General features: G+C 75.5%; 14 protein-coding genes. 5 read left to right on the top strand and 9 right to left on the bottom strand.

Annotated features, from left to right (window positions below):
- Positions 1–73: 73 nt before the first annotated feature.
- The 8 genes from ACIRD3_RS10845 to ACIRD3_RS10810 are packed head-to-tail and all read right to left on the bottom strand — an operon-like array spanning position 74 to position 7598.
- On the bottom strand, positions 74–448 hold the full coding sequence (locus tag ACIRD3_RS10845; RefSeq protein ID WP_402214111.1) for an ectoine synthase: 375 nt from the start codon (positions 446–448) through the stop codon (positions 74–76).
- On the bottom strand, positions 442–1323 hold the full coding sequence (gene trpA / locus ACIRD3_RS10840) for a tryptophan synthase subunit alpha (protein WP_402214109.1): 882 nt from the start codon (positions 1321–1323) through the stop codon (positions 442–444). Before trpA ends, ACIRD3_RS10845 begins: the two co-directional genes overlap by 7 nt.
- Positions 1316–2347 (bottom strand): hypothetical protein, encoded by a 1032-nt coding sequence (locus ACIRD3_RS10835; RefSeq protein WP_402214107.1) that lies wholly within the window; start codon positions 2345–2347, stop codon positions 1316–1318. Before ACIRD3_RS10835 ends, trpA begins: the two co-directional genes overlap by 8 nt.
- Before the next feature lie 4 nt (positions 2348–2351).
- On the bottom strand, positions 2352–2621 hold the full coding sequence (locus ACIRD3_RS10830) for an acyl carrier protein (protein ID WP_402214105.1): 270 nt from the start codon (positions 2619–2621) through the stop codon (positions 2352–2354).
- 60 nt (positions 2622–2681) lie between these two features.
- Complete coding sequence (locus ACIRD3_RS10825; RefSeq protein WP_402214103.1) at positions 2682–4202, bottom strand: AMP-binding protein; 1521 nt, start codon at positions 4200–4202, stop codon at positions 2682–2684.
- A 5-nt stretch (positions 4203–4207) separates the two neighbouring features.
- Entirely contained in the window at positions 4208–5116 is a 909-nt protein-coding gene (locus tag ACIRD3_RS10820; protein ID WP_402214101.1) for a MaoC/PaaZ C-terminal domain-containing protein, read from the bottom strand.
- Complete coding sequence (locus tag ACIRD3_RS10815; protein ID WP_402214099.1) at positions 5113–6348, bottom strand: beta-ketoacyl-[acyl-carrier-protein] synthase family protein; 1236 nt, start codon at positions 6346–6348, stop codon at positions 5113–5115. The genes ACIRD3_RS10820 and ACIRD3_RS10815 overlap by 4 nt, the downstream gene beginning before the upstream one ends.
- A 38-nt stretch (positions 6349–6386) precedes the next feature.
- Positions 6387–7598, bottom strand: a complete 1212-nt coding sequence (locus tag ACIRD3_RS10810) for an aminotransferase class I/II-fold pyridoxal phosphate-dependent enzyme (RefSeq protein ID WP_402214097.1) — start codon at positions 7596–7598, stop codon at positions 6387–6389.
- Between the two features lie 654 nt (positions 7599–8252).
- Here ACIRD3_RS10810 and ACIRD3_RS10805 point away from each other — a divergent pair.
- The 5 genes from ACIRD3_RS10805 (at position 8253) to ACIRD3_RS10785 (ending at position 12603) form a co-directional block, all read left to right on the top strand.
- Positions 8253–9125, top strand: coding sequence for a BTAD domain-containing putative transcriptional regulator (locus ACIRD3_RS10805; RefSeq protein WP_402214095.1), 873 nt, complete (start codon positions 8253–8255; stop codon positions 9123–9125).
- 517 nt (positions 9126–9642) lie between these two features.
- On the top strand, positions 9643–9996 hold the full coding sequence (locus tag ACIRD3_RS10800) for an ArsR/SmtB family transcription factor (protein WP_402214093.1): 354 nt from the start codon (positions 9643–9645) through the stop codon (positions 9994–9996).
- A gap of 76 nt (positions 9997–10072) precedes the next feature.
- Positions 10073–11071: a phosphotransferase family protein gene (locus ACIRD3_RS10795; RefSeq protein WP_402214092.1), complete on the top strand. Its 999-nt coding sequence runs from the start codon at positions 10073–10075 to the stop codon at positions 11069–11071.
- A 313-nt stretch (positions 11072–11384) separates the two neighbouring features.
- Positions 11385–12152: an alpha/beta fold hydrolase gene (locus ACIRD3_RS10790; RefSeq protein ID WP_402214090.1), complete on the top strand. Its 768-nt coding sequence runs from the start codon at positions 11385–11387 to the stop codon at positions 12150–12152.
- Complete coding sequence (locus ACIRD3_RS10785) at positions 12145–12603, top strand: MarR family winged helix-turn-helix transcriptional regulator (protein WP_402214088.1); 459 nt, start codon at positions 12145–12147, stop codon at positions 12601–12603. Before ACIRD3_RS10790 ends, ACIRD3_RS10785 begins: the two co-directional genes overlap by 8 nt.
- A gap of 89 nt (positions 12604–12692) precedes the next feature.
- On the opposite strand, the gene ACIRD3_RS10780 is transcribed toward ACIRD3_RS10785, so the two are convergent.
- Positions 12693–13151 carry a MarR family winged helix-turn-helix transcriptional regulator gene (locus ACIRD3_RS10780; protein ID WP_402214086.1) on the bottom strand — a complete coding sequence of 153 codons (459 nt, stop codon included), beginning with the start codon at positions 13149–13151 and terminating at the stop codon, positions 12693–12695.
- Positions 13152–13231 lie beyond the last annotated feature (80 nt).

The raw sequence follows: 13231 nt of genomic DNA, 5'->3' as shown, positions 1-13231 counted from the left end.
GCGGCGGGGGCCCGGGGTGGCAGGGCCGGCGACGGGTGGGTCGCCGGCGCTCGTCTGAACAGAAGGTCTCGCCTTAGTAGGCGGAGGAGGAGTGGGCGTCGAGCTGGTGGACCTCGTCGCCGCGCAGGGCCGGGGAGAAGACGCAGACCAGGCGCAGGTCCTCGTGGGGGCTGGCGACCAGGTAGTGGGCGTCGTGCTGGTCGAGGGCGTACATGCGCCCGGGGGTGATGGGGTGGGAGTTGCCGTCCATGTCGATGACCTCGCCGGAGCCGGCGATGCAGTAGCAGGCCTCGAGGTGGTTGCGGTACTCCAGGCGGGACTTGGTGCCGGCGTTGACGACGGTGTCGGTGAGGCTGTAGCCGAGGCCGTCGCTCTCCAGGAGGAAGCGGCGGGACAGGCCGTTGCCCCACTGGACGGTCTTCACGTCGGCGATGTCGCGGATCAGCATGCCGGTTGTTCCTCTCGGTCGGTGGTGCGTGCGGGGGTGAGGGTGGTGCGTCCGCCGGCGGCGTCCGGGTGCGGGGGACGGTCGGGGCGGAGGTCGGTGAGGAAGGCGCTCAGTTCCTCGACGGGGTCGAGGCCTTCGGTGTGGGCGTGTTCGATGCGGGCCACGGCGGCGGAGCCGACGATGGCGGCGTCGGCGCCGGATGCGGCGACGGCCTTGAGGTCGGCGGCGGTCTTGACGCCGAAGCCGACGGCGACGGGGGTCGCGGGGGCGGCGGTGCGCAGCGCGGTGACGGTGTCGGTGAGGGCGTGGTGGCCGGTGGCGGGGGTGGTGCCGGAGCGGCCGTAGTGGGCGACGAGGTAGACGTAGGCGCCTTCGGCGTCGCGGGCGGCGGCGGTGAGGACCTCGGGGGTGGAGGCGGGGTAGCAGGTGGTGACCTGGGGCAGGTGCTGGGTGCGCAGGGCGTGGTGCCAGGCGGGGCGCAGGCGTGGGGGCAGGGCGTGGACGAGCAGGGCGTGGGCTCCGGCGTCGGCGACGGCGCGGGCGGTGGCGGCGGGGTCGCGGTGGCGCAGGCTGTGGCTCCAGTCGGCGAGCAGGGCGACCTTGAGGCGGGTGAGGTGGGGGGTGAGGTCGGCGAGTTCGGCGAGGACGGTGTCCAGGGTGGTGCCGGCCTGGAGGGCGCGGGTGGCGGAGCGGCGGATGACGGGGCCGTCGGTGGGTGAGTTGGGGAAGGGGACGGCGAGTTCGAGGACGTCGACGCCGTGGGTGTCGAGCATGCGGGCGAGGTCGGTGAGGCGGCCCGGGGGGTCGCCGGCGTTGAGGAAGACCGCGAGGCCCAGCTCGTCGTGGGGGAAGAGCGGGGGGTGGGGGTCAGACACCGGCGGTCTCCTGGTGGCGGGCGCCGAGGCGTTCGGCGAGGGAGCGGGGGGCGCCGTCGGCGAGCGCGTCCAGGGCGGTGGTGTAGGCGGTGGCCCAGCGGGTGTGGCGGCCGGAGGCGAGGGCGAGGGCGGCGGCGTTGAGGGCGATGGTGCGGGTGGCGGTCTCGCCGGCGCGGCCGGTGAGGGCGCGCAGGAAGTGGCCGGTGAGGTCGTCGGGGTGCGGGGCGAGGTCGGCGAGGGTGCCGGTGGCGGGGGCGACGGCTCCGGCGGGCAGGTGGATGGCGCCGGTGGGGGTGTGCAGGGTGTTGTCGGCGAAGGGCAGGAGCTCGTCGGCGCCGGCGCTGTTGTGGGCGATCCACACGGTGCGGCGGGTGTCCTTGGCGGCGAGGTGGCGCAGGGCGTCCAGGGGTGCGGCGGCGCTGGCGCCGGTGAGCTGGGCGGTGACGGGGACGGTGGCGAGCAGCGGGCCGAGGGTGTTGAGGAAGGCGCCGAAGGGTTTGAGGGTGAGGGGGTAGAGGGTGCGGGCCAGGCGGGTGAGGGCCGGCGGGTAGACGTGGGGGCCGGCGAAGGCGATGCCGTGGCGGGCGAGGTGGTCGGCGGTGTGGGTGTGGCCGGAGGTGAGGGTGATGCCGAGGCGTTCGAGGAGGTCGACGGAGCCGGCGGCGCTGGTGTAGGCGCGGGATCCGGTCTTGACGACGGGGATGCCCATGGCGGCGGCGGTCAGGGCGGCGGCGGTGGAGAGGTTGAAGGTGGCGGGGCCGCCGCCGGTGCCGACGATGTTGACGCTGGCGGGGTGGGCGGGGCCGGGGTCGGGGGCGCGTTCGGTGAGGGAGGTGGTGAGGGCGGCGAGGGTGGCGGTGTCGGGCAGGCGGGTGGTGAGGCTGGCCAGCAGGGCCGCCGCCTGGGCCCGGTCGCTGTCGCGGGCCGGGCCCAGGGTGCGGTGTTCCAGCTGGTCCCACCACGTGCGCCAGGCGTCCAGGGGTACCGGGCGGCCGGCGAGGAGTGCGGTGAGGGCCGGGTGCATGGGATCAGCCGCCCACCGTGGCGGTGGCCGCGGTGCGGCGGGCGGTGATGAAGGCGTCGATGGCGGCGACGGAGCGGAAGTTGTTGGGGTCCAGGTCGGTGTCGTCGACGGGCAGGGAGAAGTGGTCCTCGACCCAGGCGATGAGTTTGAGGACGCCGAGGCTGTCGATGACGCCGTCGGAGAGCAGGTCGTGGTCGTCGGCGAGCTGCTCGGGGGTGACGTCGGGCAGGAATTCCTCGATCAGGAACCGCTTGATCTGGGTGATGTTGCTCATGGTGGCAACTCCCTTGCGTGAGTACGGGATTGGTGATTCGTGGTGCGGATGCGGGGGGGTTCAGGTGGCGGCGGGCAGGACGGCTTTGCGGTCGACCTTGCCGGTGGCGGTCTTGGCGAGCGGCTCGTCGTGGATGGCGAGTTTCTCGGGGACGGCGGCGCGTGGCAGGTTGCGGGCCAGGTGCTCGCGCAGGGTGAGGGTGTTGAGGGTGGAGCCGGGGGCGCGCTGGACGGCGGCGTGCAGGCGTTTGCCGGTGAGCGGGTCGGGGGCGGCGGCGACGGCGGCTTCGCGGACGTCGGGGTGGGCGAGCAGGACGCGTTCGACTTCGGCGGTGTTGACGGCCACGCCGCGGACCTTGACCTGGAAGTCGGCGCGGCCGGTGAGGTGGACGCGGCCGTGGTCGTCGCGGGTGACGAGGTCGCCGGTGCGGAACCAGCGCCGGCCGGGTCCGGCGCCGTCGGGCTGGGTGGTGAAGCGGCCGGTGTCGCGGGAGCGGTCCAGGTAGCCGGCGGCCTGGAAGGGGGTGGAGACGTAGAGTTCGCCGCTGCCGGGGCCCTCCAGGGGGGTGCCGTCGGGGGTGGCGATGAGGGTGCGCACGCCGGGCAGGGGCTGTCCGATGGGCACGGGCAGGGCGGCGGCGGCGTCCAGGCGGTCCAGGCGGTGCAGGAAGCTGTCGTTGGTCTCGGTGCAGCCGTAGATGTTGTAGAGGCGGGCGTTGGGCAGCAGGGCGGGCAGGGCGGCCAGGGTGCGGGCGTCGATGGCGTCGCCGGTGAACGCGGCGTGCTCGACGCTGTCCAGGGCGGTCTGTGTCCCGGTGGCCTGTGTCCCGGCGGCCTGTGTTCCGGCGGCCTGGGCGAGCAGGGCGTAGGCGAGGGGGACGGCCTGCAGGACGTGCGGGCGGTGGCGGGTGAGCTGGGCGAGCAGGTGGCGGGCGTTCAGGGCGTGGGCGGGGTCGATGAGCAGGCAGGTGCCGCCGGCGGCGAGGGTGGCCCACACGTCGAGCAGGGCGAGGTCGAAGTTCAGCGGGGCGTAGTTCGCCACCGTGCGGCCCGGTCCGAGGTCGAAGGTGTCGTGGGCCCAGGCGGTGAAGCGGTCGACGGCGCTCTGGGCCAGCGGCACGATCTTGGGCAGGTCGGTGGAGCCGGAGGTGGTGAGCATGAAGGAGGTGCCGGCCGCGAGGGTGGGCACCGGCGCGGGCTGGGCCGGGCGGGGCAGGCGGGGGGTGTCCTGTCCGGTGGGGGCGAGCACGTGGCGGGCGCCGGCCTGGGCGAACAGGGCGGCGAGCAGGGCCGGGGCGAGCTGCGGGGAGGGCAGCAGGAAGGGGCGGCGTTCCTGCAGGCAGGCCAGGACCAGGGCGATCGCCTCGGGGGACTTGACGGCGAGCAGGCCCACCGGCTCGCCCGGGGCGAGGTCCAGGGCCTGCAGGCGCTCGCGTTCGGTCTCGGCGAGGGCGGCGAGTTCGCCGTAGCCGACGGTGCGTTCGTGCCACAGCAGGGCGGGCGCGTGCGGCCGGGTGCGGGCGTGGGCGGTGAACGCGTCGGGCAGCGGCAGGGGCGCCACGTCCGTCTCCAGGGTGGTCATGGTGCTCACTCCCCCGCCGGGGCGATGCGCGCCCAGCCGGCCTTGAGCGCGGTGCCGGCGTCGGTGGCGACGGTGAAGCGCACCACGGTGCCCGCGTCGTGGGGCTGCAGGGTCAGGCGCAGGTCGGTGCCGGGGCGGGTGGGGGCGGCGAAGCGGGCGCCGAGGGCGGTGACGCGGGAGGGGTCGCCGCCGGCGTGGCGGTCGGTGATCTCCTCGGCGGCCAGGGCGACCAGGTGCATGCCGTGGGCGATGGTGCCGGGGAAGCCGGCCGCGCGGGCGGCGGCGTCGTCGAGGTGGATGGGGTTGAGGTCGCCGGAGGCGTGGGCGTAGGCGGTGGTGTCGGCGGCGGTGAGGGTGTGGGTGAGGGTGAGCGGGCCGCTGTCGGGGGTGGTGCCGGGGTGGGCGGCGGGAGGGACGGCGCCGTACGGCTGCACGCGGGTGGCGCCCACCAGCAGGGCGGCGGTGGCGAGTTCGGCGACCGGGGCGCCGGTGGCGGCGTCGGTGAGGCGGGTGGTGAGGGCCAGGCGGGTGCCGCGGGCCTCGCGGCGCACGGCGGTGACCTCGACGGTGACGTCCAGCTCACCGGGGGCCAGGGGGTTGCGGGTGTGGATCTCCTGGGCGAGGTGGACCACGCCGGTGAAGCCGTCGTCGCCGGCGGTCAGGGCGGCGACGGTGTGCTGGGCCAGGGCGTGGGCGGCGACGAAGGGGTGCGCGGGGGCGGCGCCGGGGCCGGCGGGGGCGGTGAGGCCGGCGCGGGCGGCGGCGCGGTAGGCGGCCAGGTCGGCGGCGGTGACGGTCAGCCGGGTGCGCTGCACGGGCACGGCCGGCGCCGGGGCGTCCGCGGCCGGGGCCGGGGCCGGGGCCGGGGAGTGTGCGGCCGGGGCCGGGGTGTGTGCGGGTGTGGTCGTGGTCATGCGGGGGTCACCACCAGGGTCGCGTTGTGGCCGCCGAAGCCGAACGAGTTGGACAGGGCCGCGCCGCTTCGGATGGGGCGGGCGGCGGTGTGGACGACGTCGAGGTCCAGGCCCTCTTCGGTCTTCTCGTGGTTGGCGGTGGGAGGGACGGTGCGGGTGTTCATGGCCTCGATGGCGGTGATCAGCTCGACGGCGCCGGCGGCGCCGATCAGGTGGCCGATGGCGCCCTTGGTGGAGGTGACCGGCACGCCGTGCGGGCCGAACACGGTGCGCAGGGCGGCGGCTTCGGCGCGGTCGTTGTGCACGGTGGAGGTGCCGTGCGCGTTGACGTGGGCGATGTCGCCCGGTCCCAGGCCGGCGTCGGCGAGGGCGGCGCGCATCGCGGCGACCGCGCCGGCGCCGTCGGGGCGCGGGTTGGACAGGTGGTAGGCGTCCGCGCTGGAGCCGTACCCGGCGAGCAGCGCGTAGGGGGTGCGGCCGCGGGCGGCGGCGTCCTCCAGGCGCTCCAGGACGAGGAAGCCGGCGCCCTCGCCCATCACGAAGCCGTCGCGGTCGGTGTCGAAGGGGCGGGAGGCGGCGGCGGGGTCGTCGTTGCGCAGCGAGTGCGCGCCGAGGTTGCCGAACGCGGCGAGGGTGACCGGGGTGAGGGTGGCCTCGCAGCCGCCGGCGATGACGACGTCCGCGCGTCCGCTCTCCAGCAGCAGCGCGCCGTGGCCGATCGCGTCCGCGCTGGAGGCGCAGGTGGTGGCGATGGTCAGGGCCGGCCCGCTCCAGGCCAGGCGGATCGCGATCTGCGAGGCGGCCGCGTTCGGCATGGTCACCAGCGGCATCAGCGGGGAGACCCGCAGCGGCCCGTGCTCGGTGTACAGGGCGGACTCGCGGTCGCTGGTGGTGCGTCCGCCCACCGCGGTGCCGACCACGATCGCGGCGCGTCCGGGCCCGGGTTCGGGGCGCCCGGCGTCCTGGTGGGCGGCGAGCGCGGCGAGGGTGCCGTAGTGGGCGAACGGGTCCAGGCGGCGGGCGTCCTTGGCCGGCAGGGGCCCGTCCTCGGGCAGGGCGGCGACCCGGCAGCCCAGGCGCACCCGGTGGCGGGCGAGGGCCGGGTCGGTGAGGGCGGTGGCGGTGGAGCGCCCGGAGGCGACGGTGCGCCACAGGGCGTCGACGGTGTGGCCGGCGGGGCTGACCACGCCGAGGCCGGTGACGGCGATCGGCGGGCGGGTGCGGGGAGCCATGGCTGCGTCTCCTTTCCGGGGCTGGGGTCGGGGGGCGGTCAGATCAGGCCGGTCTGGGCGGCCGCGGTCAGGAACGCCTCGGCGGCGAAGTCGATGTCGGCGGCGGTGTGGCGGGCGGTGACCGCGATGCGCAGCCGGGCGAGGTCGTTGGGCACGGCGGGGGTGACGACGGGCAGGCCGATGACGCCGGCCTTGCGGCAGGCGGTGGCGTAGTCGTAGGCGGCGTCGTCGGAGCCGGCGATGACGGGCAGCACGGCGGTGGTGGAGTCCATGGTGGAGATGCCGGCCTCGTTCAGGCGCTTGCGCAGGCGCTCGGCCTGGACCTGGATGTGGGTGACGCGCTCGGGCTCGCGGCGCAGGATGCGCAGGCACTCCAGGGCGGCGCCGGTCTGGGCGGGGCCGAGGGCGGCGGAGAACAGGAACGGGCGGGCGGCGTAGCGCAGGTGGCCGATGAGGTCGTGGCTGCCGGCGACCCAGCCGCCCATGGAGGGGATGGCCTTGGAGAGGGTGCCGAGCTTGATGTCGACGCGGACCTTGTGGTCGAAGTGCTCCTCGATGCCGCCGCCGGTGCGTCCGATGACGCCCAGCGCGTGGGCCTCGTCGACCATGAGCAGGGCGTCGTAGCGGTCGCAGACCTCGCGCAGCTCGGGCAGCGGGGCGATGTCGCCGTCCATGGAGTAGACGCTGTCGACGATGACCAGGCGCACCCCGGTGGGGGAGGCGGCCTTCAGGCGGCGCTCCAGGTGCTCGACGTCGTTGTGGCGGAAGCGGGTCACGGTGGCGCCCGACAGGCGGCAGCCGTCGACGATGGAGGCGTGGTCGTACTTGTCGATCAGGACGGTGTCGCCCTGGCCGACCAGGGCGCCGACGGTGCCGACGTTGGCGGCGTAGCCGGAGCCGAAGACCAGGGCGCGCTCGCGGCCGGCGTAGCGGGCGACCTCGGCCTCGAGTTCCTCGTGCAGCGGGATGGTGCCGGCCAGGGCGCGCACGCCGTGGTTGCCGGTGCCGTAGACGTCGACGGCGGCCTTGGCGGCGGCCACCACGCGCTCGTCGCCGGCCAGGCCGAGGTAGGAGTAGCCGGACATCATGAGCAGGCGCTCGCCGTCGAGGTCGCAGTAGGCGCTGTCGCGTTCCATGGTGTAGGCGACGAAGCTGTTGCGCCGGGAGGGGTCGGACTCCAGTGCGGCCACCCGGGCGTTCGTTGCGGCCAGCTTCGGCTCCAGGCGGTCCCATGCTCCGGTGGCGTTCACGGGCGTTTCTCCTTCACGGCGTCACGGACTTCTCGGCTTCACAGGGGGGGTGCGGGGCTTGCGCGCGTGTCCCGGGGGGTCCGCGGGTGTTCCGGGCGATCCCGGGTGTTCCCGGTGTTGCCGGGTGTTCGCGGATTTCCGGTTCCGGTCCGGCTTCGGTCCGGCTTCGGTCCGGTTTTCTTCCGGTTCTCTTCCGGTTTTCTTGCGGCTGTTTCCCGGTATTGCGCGGTGCGGGGCGGCGCGGGTGCGGTAGGGCTTGGGGGTGCGGGGTGGCTCCGGGCGGTATTTCTCGAAGCCTTCACGCGGGGTGCTCAAGGATGGCTACATTTCTACGGCAGGATGCGCAAGGCGTCCGCAATAGCCGCTTTCCCGGCCTGCGGGAACGCTCTGACGTGCGGAAACCTTGCGTCCACGACGCATCGACCGGCCGGCGGGTATGTTTTCGCGGCCGGTGTTGACATCGCGCCTCGCGGCGAATGTATGGTCGAAATCCGCCGAAACCGAACGGCTGGTCGGCGGTTTTTGTTCTGTTCCGGGTTTCCCATGCCGACGGCCCGGCACGGGCCGTCACTTCCGCTTTGACTCAAGGGGGGTTGGAGCTACGTTGAACGGCTTCAGGGAAGACAGTCCGTCCGGCAGATCGGGGGTGCGGCGATGCTGATCCGCCTCACCGGTCTGGTGGCGATCGAGCACGAGGACGGTGCCCCGCAGCACCTGTCCAGCGCGCAGGCCCAGGTGGCGTTCGCCCGCCTGGTCCTGGAGCGCTCCAGCGGCACCAGCCGCGACCAACTGGCCGACACCATCTGGCCCGACGGCCTGCCCGACACGTGGGCCTCGGCGCTGCGCAGCGTGGTCAGCCGGGTGCGGGCGTTCGTCACCGACCCCGCCCAGGGGCCCGGCGCGACCCCGCTGATCGCCCAGGGCGGGCGCTACGTGCTGCGGCTGCCGGCGGACGCGGCGGTGGACCTGGAGGCCGCCGCCTCGGCCGTCGGGGAGGCCGGCGAGGCGCTGGCCGCGGGCAGCCACGCGGTGGCCCAGCAGCTGGCCGCGGGGGCGCTGGCCAACCTGCGCGGGGCGTTCCTGCCCGACCACGAGGGCGAGTGGGCGCAGGGCGTGCGCGAGCACGTGGAGGAACTGCGGATCAGCGCGCTGGAGACCGCGAGCCTGGCGGCCTCCGCGCTCGGCGAGGAGCACCACGCGCTGCGCTGGGCCGACGAGGCGGTGCGGCGCGCCCCGTTCCGCGAGAGCGCCTACCGCTGCCGCATGGAGGCCCTGGCCGCCTCCGGCAACCGCGCCGAGGCGCTGCGCTGCTACCAGCAGCTGCGCCAGGTGCTGGCGGAGGAACTGGGCATCGACCCGGCCGCCGAGACCCAGGAGCTCTACCTCGCCCTGCTGCGCACCCCCACCCCCGCGCCGCCCGCCCCGGCGGCGGTACGGGCGGTGGACCCGGTCCTGATGGGCATCTTCGAGCCGCTGGCCCTCACCCGCCTGCCCCGCCCCGCTCCCAACCCGGTGCGCGCCGCCTGACCCGGGGGCGGGCGGGACCACCCCCACACCCCGCCCGCCCCCGCAACCGCCCGTCCACCCGGGCCCGTTGCCCACGGCCCGCGCGCCGCTCCCCCTCCACCCCCGCCACCCCCGCCTCTCCCGTCCCGCAACCACCCGTCCACCCCGGCCCGTTGCCCACGGCCCGCCCGCCGCTCCCCCTCCACCCCCGCCACCCCCGCCTCTCCCGTCCCGCAACCACCCGTCCACCCGGGCCCGTTGCCCACGGCCCGCCCGCCGCTCCCCCTCCACCCCCGCCACCCCCGCCTCTCCCGTCCCGCAACCACCCGCCCACCCAGGCCCGTTGCCCACGGCCCGCCCGCCGCTCCCCCTCCCTCTCAGGTCCGGGTCCGGGCTTGGCCGGACGTGTTGCGGAGGTGTTGCGGTGGGCGTGGCAGATGGACCGGGCGTAGTAGCGTCTGGGCGTGAAGTCGCGCGCACGGCGCGGTTTTTGACCATGGGACGGACGGGGGTCGAGCGGTGGGAAGGGGTGGTGGGTGTGGGACGGGCACGCGTCGTGGCGCGGGTGATCGTGCACCCTGGTGTGGAGGACGTGAGCGTCCAGCAGGTGCTGGAGGCGCTCGCTGATCCGGCCCGCAGGTCGGTGGTGCGCACGCTCGCGCATTCGGGGGCCGATCTCAGCTGCGGTTCCTTCGAGCTGCCGGTGGGGCGTTCGACCTCCAGCCACCACTTCAGCGTGCTGCGCGAGGCGGGACTGCTGCGCCAGTACTACGTGGGCACGACCAAGATGAACGCGCTGCGCAGCGAGGAGCTGGAGCGCCGTTTCCCGGGCCTGCTGTCGGCGGTGGTGGCGGCCGCGGACGCGGAGGTGCGGGACACCGCGCCGTCCTGAGAGGGCAGTTGGGCCTCTCCCCCTACCCGCCCCCGGTCCGGCGTGGGGCGCCGGGCGGGGCGTAGGCTGCCGGTCCATGATCGGAAACGGTGACGGCGACGGTGACGGTGACGGCGGCGGCGCGGCCGGGGGGCGGACCTTCGCGGACACCCTGCGGTGGGCGCAGGGCGCGCTGCGGCCCGGTGAGCGGATCACGGGGGTGGCGGAGCTCAAGGGCGGGTGGACCTCGCGGATGCGCCGTCTGGACGTCGAGGGCCCCGGCGGGGGCGGCGGGCACGCGCTGGTGCTGCGGTCCTTCGTCAAGCCGTTCTACCGCCGGCACGCCCCGGGCCTGCTGGAGCGCGAGGCCGGGGTGCTGCGCCTGCTGGAGACGGGGGCCGTCCCGGCGGCGCGGCTGCGCGCGCTGGACGGGCGGGGCGCGGCCTGCGACCACCCGTCGCTGGTGATGACGCACCTGCCCGGGCGGGTGCGCCTGGAACAGGACGCGGACACCGGGCGGCGCGCGGGCCTGCTGGCCGCCCAGCTCGCCGCCGTCCACGCGCTCAGCGTCGGCGAGCAGCAGCGCCCGCGCGCCTGGCAGGCGTGGACGGCCCCCGGCCTCGTGCGCGTGCCCGGGGCCACGGCCCGCCCGGCCCTGTGGGCGCGGGCGGTGGCGGAGATCGACCGCGAGGCGCCGGCGCTGCGCCCGTGCTTCCTGCACCGCGACTTCCACCCCGGCAACGTGCTGTTCACCGGCAGCGGCGCGGACCTGGCGGTCAGCGGGGTGGTCGACTGGGTGGAGACCTCCTGGGGCCCGGCCGACCTGGACGTCGCCCACTGCTCGACCGCCCTGGCCCTGCTCCACGGCCCCGCCGCCGGCCTGGCCTTCGCCGACCGCTACCGGGAGGCCGGCGGCACCCTCGCCGAGGGCCGCGACCACCTGTACTGGCGGCTGCTGGACGCCCTCGCCTTCGCCCCGGACGCCGAGAAGGTCGCCGTCCCCTGGCGCGAGCTGGGCCGCACCGACCTGACCCCGGCCGTCCTGACCGACCGTCTGGAGGACTACCTGCAGGCCCTGTTCGACCGCTACGCCTGACCGCCCCGGGCCGCCCCCGGCCCTCCCCTCGGGACCCCGCCACCGGCCCCGGGGCCCCGGCCGCCACCCGACGCCGGGCGGCGGCCCTCCCGTCGGCCTGGACGGGGACGCCCGCGCAGGTCCGGCGCCGGCCCCGTCCGGGCAGGCCGCGTCGCGCCGGGGTGCCTGCGCCCGCGCCACCTCCACCAACCGCCTCCACCAGCCGCCCCAGCTCCCTCCGGCGCCCCCGATCACCCCTCCCCGCCCCTACCCGGGTGTGGACCCCCATCCGCCTACATATGACACAACACATGTGTCGTGTAACGTGTCCGTTATGAGCACCTCAGAGAAGAATCCGACCCTCGTCTTCGTCCCGTGCCTGTCGGGCGCCCCGTGGAGCGCCGAGCAGCTCGCCCCCTACGGGCAGGCACCCCGGCGCACGCTGCGCCTGCCCGAGGGGGTCGGCGACATCGAGGGCTACGCCGACCACGTCCGGGACGCGGTCGCGGACCTGGAGGACTACGTGCTGGTCGGCGACTCGTTCGGCGCGAACATCGCGCTCGCGCTCGCCACCCGCCGCCCGCCCGGCCTGCGCGCCCTGGTCCTGTCCGGCGGGTTCGCGGCCGACCCGGTCGACTCGAAGGCGTGGAAGGCCCTGATGCGGGCGGCCGGAAAGGCCCGCGGCCCGCTCTACCGGCAGCTGACGCTGCGCGTGCACGCCCGCCGCCTCGCCTCCCCGTTCGACGGCGAGGGGCAGGTGCCCTGGAACGAGGCGCGCAGCCGCGAGCTGTTCCTGGCCAACACCCCGGCCGCGTCCTTCGACGCCCGGGTGCGGGCCGTTCTCGGCGCCGACTACACCGGCGCGCTGGGCCGCGTCCGGGTCCCGACCCTGATCCTGACCCCCGCGCACGACGTGCTGATCGGCGAGAAGGCCTCCAAGGTCATGCTCGCGGGCATCCCCGACGCCCGGGAGGTCGTGCTCGCGCGCACCGGCCACATGTTCCGCTTCTCCCACCCCGGCGCCTACGCCGCCGCGGTCACCGACTTCCTCGCCGCCCTCCCCGCCGCCGGGCAGGCCACCGGGCAGGCCGCCGGTGCGTAAGGCCGAACACCTGCGGTTCGCGATCCTGGCGGCCCAGCGCGAGGGCAACCGGCTGCTGATCCAGGCCCTCAAGCCCCACGGCATCACCCCCTCCCAGGCCGAGGTGCTGCGCCTGCTCCAGCAGCACGGCACCCTGAGCCTGAGCGGGCTCGGCCAGCTGCTGGTGTGCGAGAGCGGCACCAACCCGAGCCGGCTGGTGGAACGCGTCGTGGCGGCCGGGCTGGTCGAGCGCCGTACCGACGCGGCCGACCGCCGCTACCTGCGGCTCAGCCTCACCCCCGAGGGCGAACGCCTGGCCAGCGAGGTCGCCGCGATCGAGGAGTTCCTCTACGCCGCGACGGACGCCGCCTGCGAGGGCCTGGACACCGACGCGGCGCTCACCCTCCTCCACCGCTTCATCGACCCCCTGCCCTCGGGCGAGGCCCTCAACAAGCGCCTCGCCCTCGACTGACCCGCGGACCGCGGCCCGCCGCCGCACCCCCGTGGGCCCGTGGCCCGGGCCCACGGTCCACGGTCCACGGTCCGTGGTCCGTGGTCCGTTCAGGCGCCGCCACCGCGCAGCTGCTCGGCGGCGCGCTGGTAGGCGTCGGCGGCGCGGGCGAAGTAGCCGAAGAGAACCTCGCGCTCCTCGGGGGTGCAGTCGGCGATGATCTCGCCGACACCGCGGCGGGCCGGCTCCAGCGCCTCGTCGAGGGCGGCGGGGACGGCCAGCGGCTCGACGAGGACCTTGCGCCGGTCCGAGGCGTCGGGGGTGCGGCGCACGTGGCCCGCCCGTTCCAGACGGTCGATCAGGCGCGTGGTGGGACCGGTGGTCAGCCCGGTGCGGGCGGCCAGCTCACCGGGGGTCATGGCACCGGCCAGCCGCAGGATGTTCAGCGCGTACAGGTCGGTGGCGCCCAGGCCGCAGGCCCGCGCCGCGGCGTGGCCGTGGAACAGGACCGCGCTCACGTACCGCCGGTAGACCTCACTGGCGCCCTCCGGCGTCTCGGGCGTTGACACGCGAACCCCCTCCTCCCTAATCTCTTCCTCAAGGAAGAGAAATCCTCAATGAAGCTTCTTCTCTGACGAAGCTACCATGA

Source organism: Kitasatospora sp. NPDC093550 (assembly GCF_044764985.1).
In the GTDB taxonomy this organism is placed as follows: domain Bacteria; phylum Actinomycetota; class Actinomycetes; order Streptomycetales; family Streptomycetaceae; genus Kitasatospora.
The sequence above is the reverse complement of the archived record's forward strand: the minus strand, read 5'-3'. Positions and strand labels throughout refer to the sequence as shown.

Bases quoted from the DNA above. Each gene is read 5' to 3' on its own strand.
- ACIRD3_RS10845 (WP_402214111.1), bottom strand. From the start codon at position 448: ATGCTGATCCGCGACATCGCCGACGTGAAGACCGTCCAGTGGGGCAAC.
- ACIRD3_RS10835 (WP_402214107.1), bottom strand. From the start codon at position 2,347: ATGCACCCGGCCCTCACCGCACTCCTCGCCGGCCGCCCGGTACCCCTG.
- ACIRD3_RS10830 (WP_402214105.1), bottom strand. From the start codon at position 2,621: ATGAGCAACATCACCCAGATCAAGCGGTTCCTGATCGAGGAATTCCTG.
- ACIRD3_RS10825 (WP_402214103.1), bottom strand. From the start codon at position 4,202: ATGACCACCCTGGAGACGGACGTGGCGCCCCTGCCGCTGCCCGACGCG.
- ACIRD3_RS10820 (WP_402214101.1), bottom strand. From the start codon at position 5,116: ATGACCACGACCACACCCGCACACACCCCGGCCCCGGCCGCACACTCC.
- ACIRD3_RS10815 (WP_402214099.1), bottom strand. From the start codon at position 6,348: ATGGCTCCCCGCACCCGCCCGCCGATCGCCGTCACCGGCCTCGGCGTG.
- ACIRD3_RS10805 (WP_402214095.1), top strand. From the start codon at position 8,253: ATGCTGATCCGCCTCACCGGTCTGGTGGCGATCGAGCACGAGGACGGT.
- ACIRD3_RS10795 (WP_402214092.1), top strand. From the start codon at position 10,073: ATGATCGGAAACGGTGACGGCGACGGTGACGGTGACGGCGGCGGCGCG.
- ACIRD3_RS10790 (WP_402214090.1), top strand. From the start codon at position 11,385: ATGAGCACCTCAGAGAAGAATCCGACCCTCGTCTTCGTCCCGTGCCTG.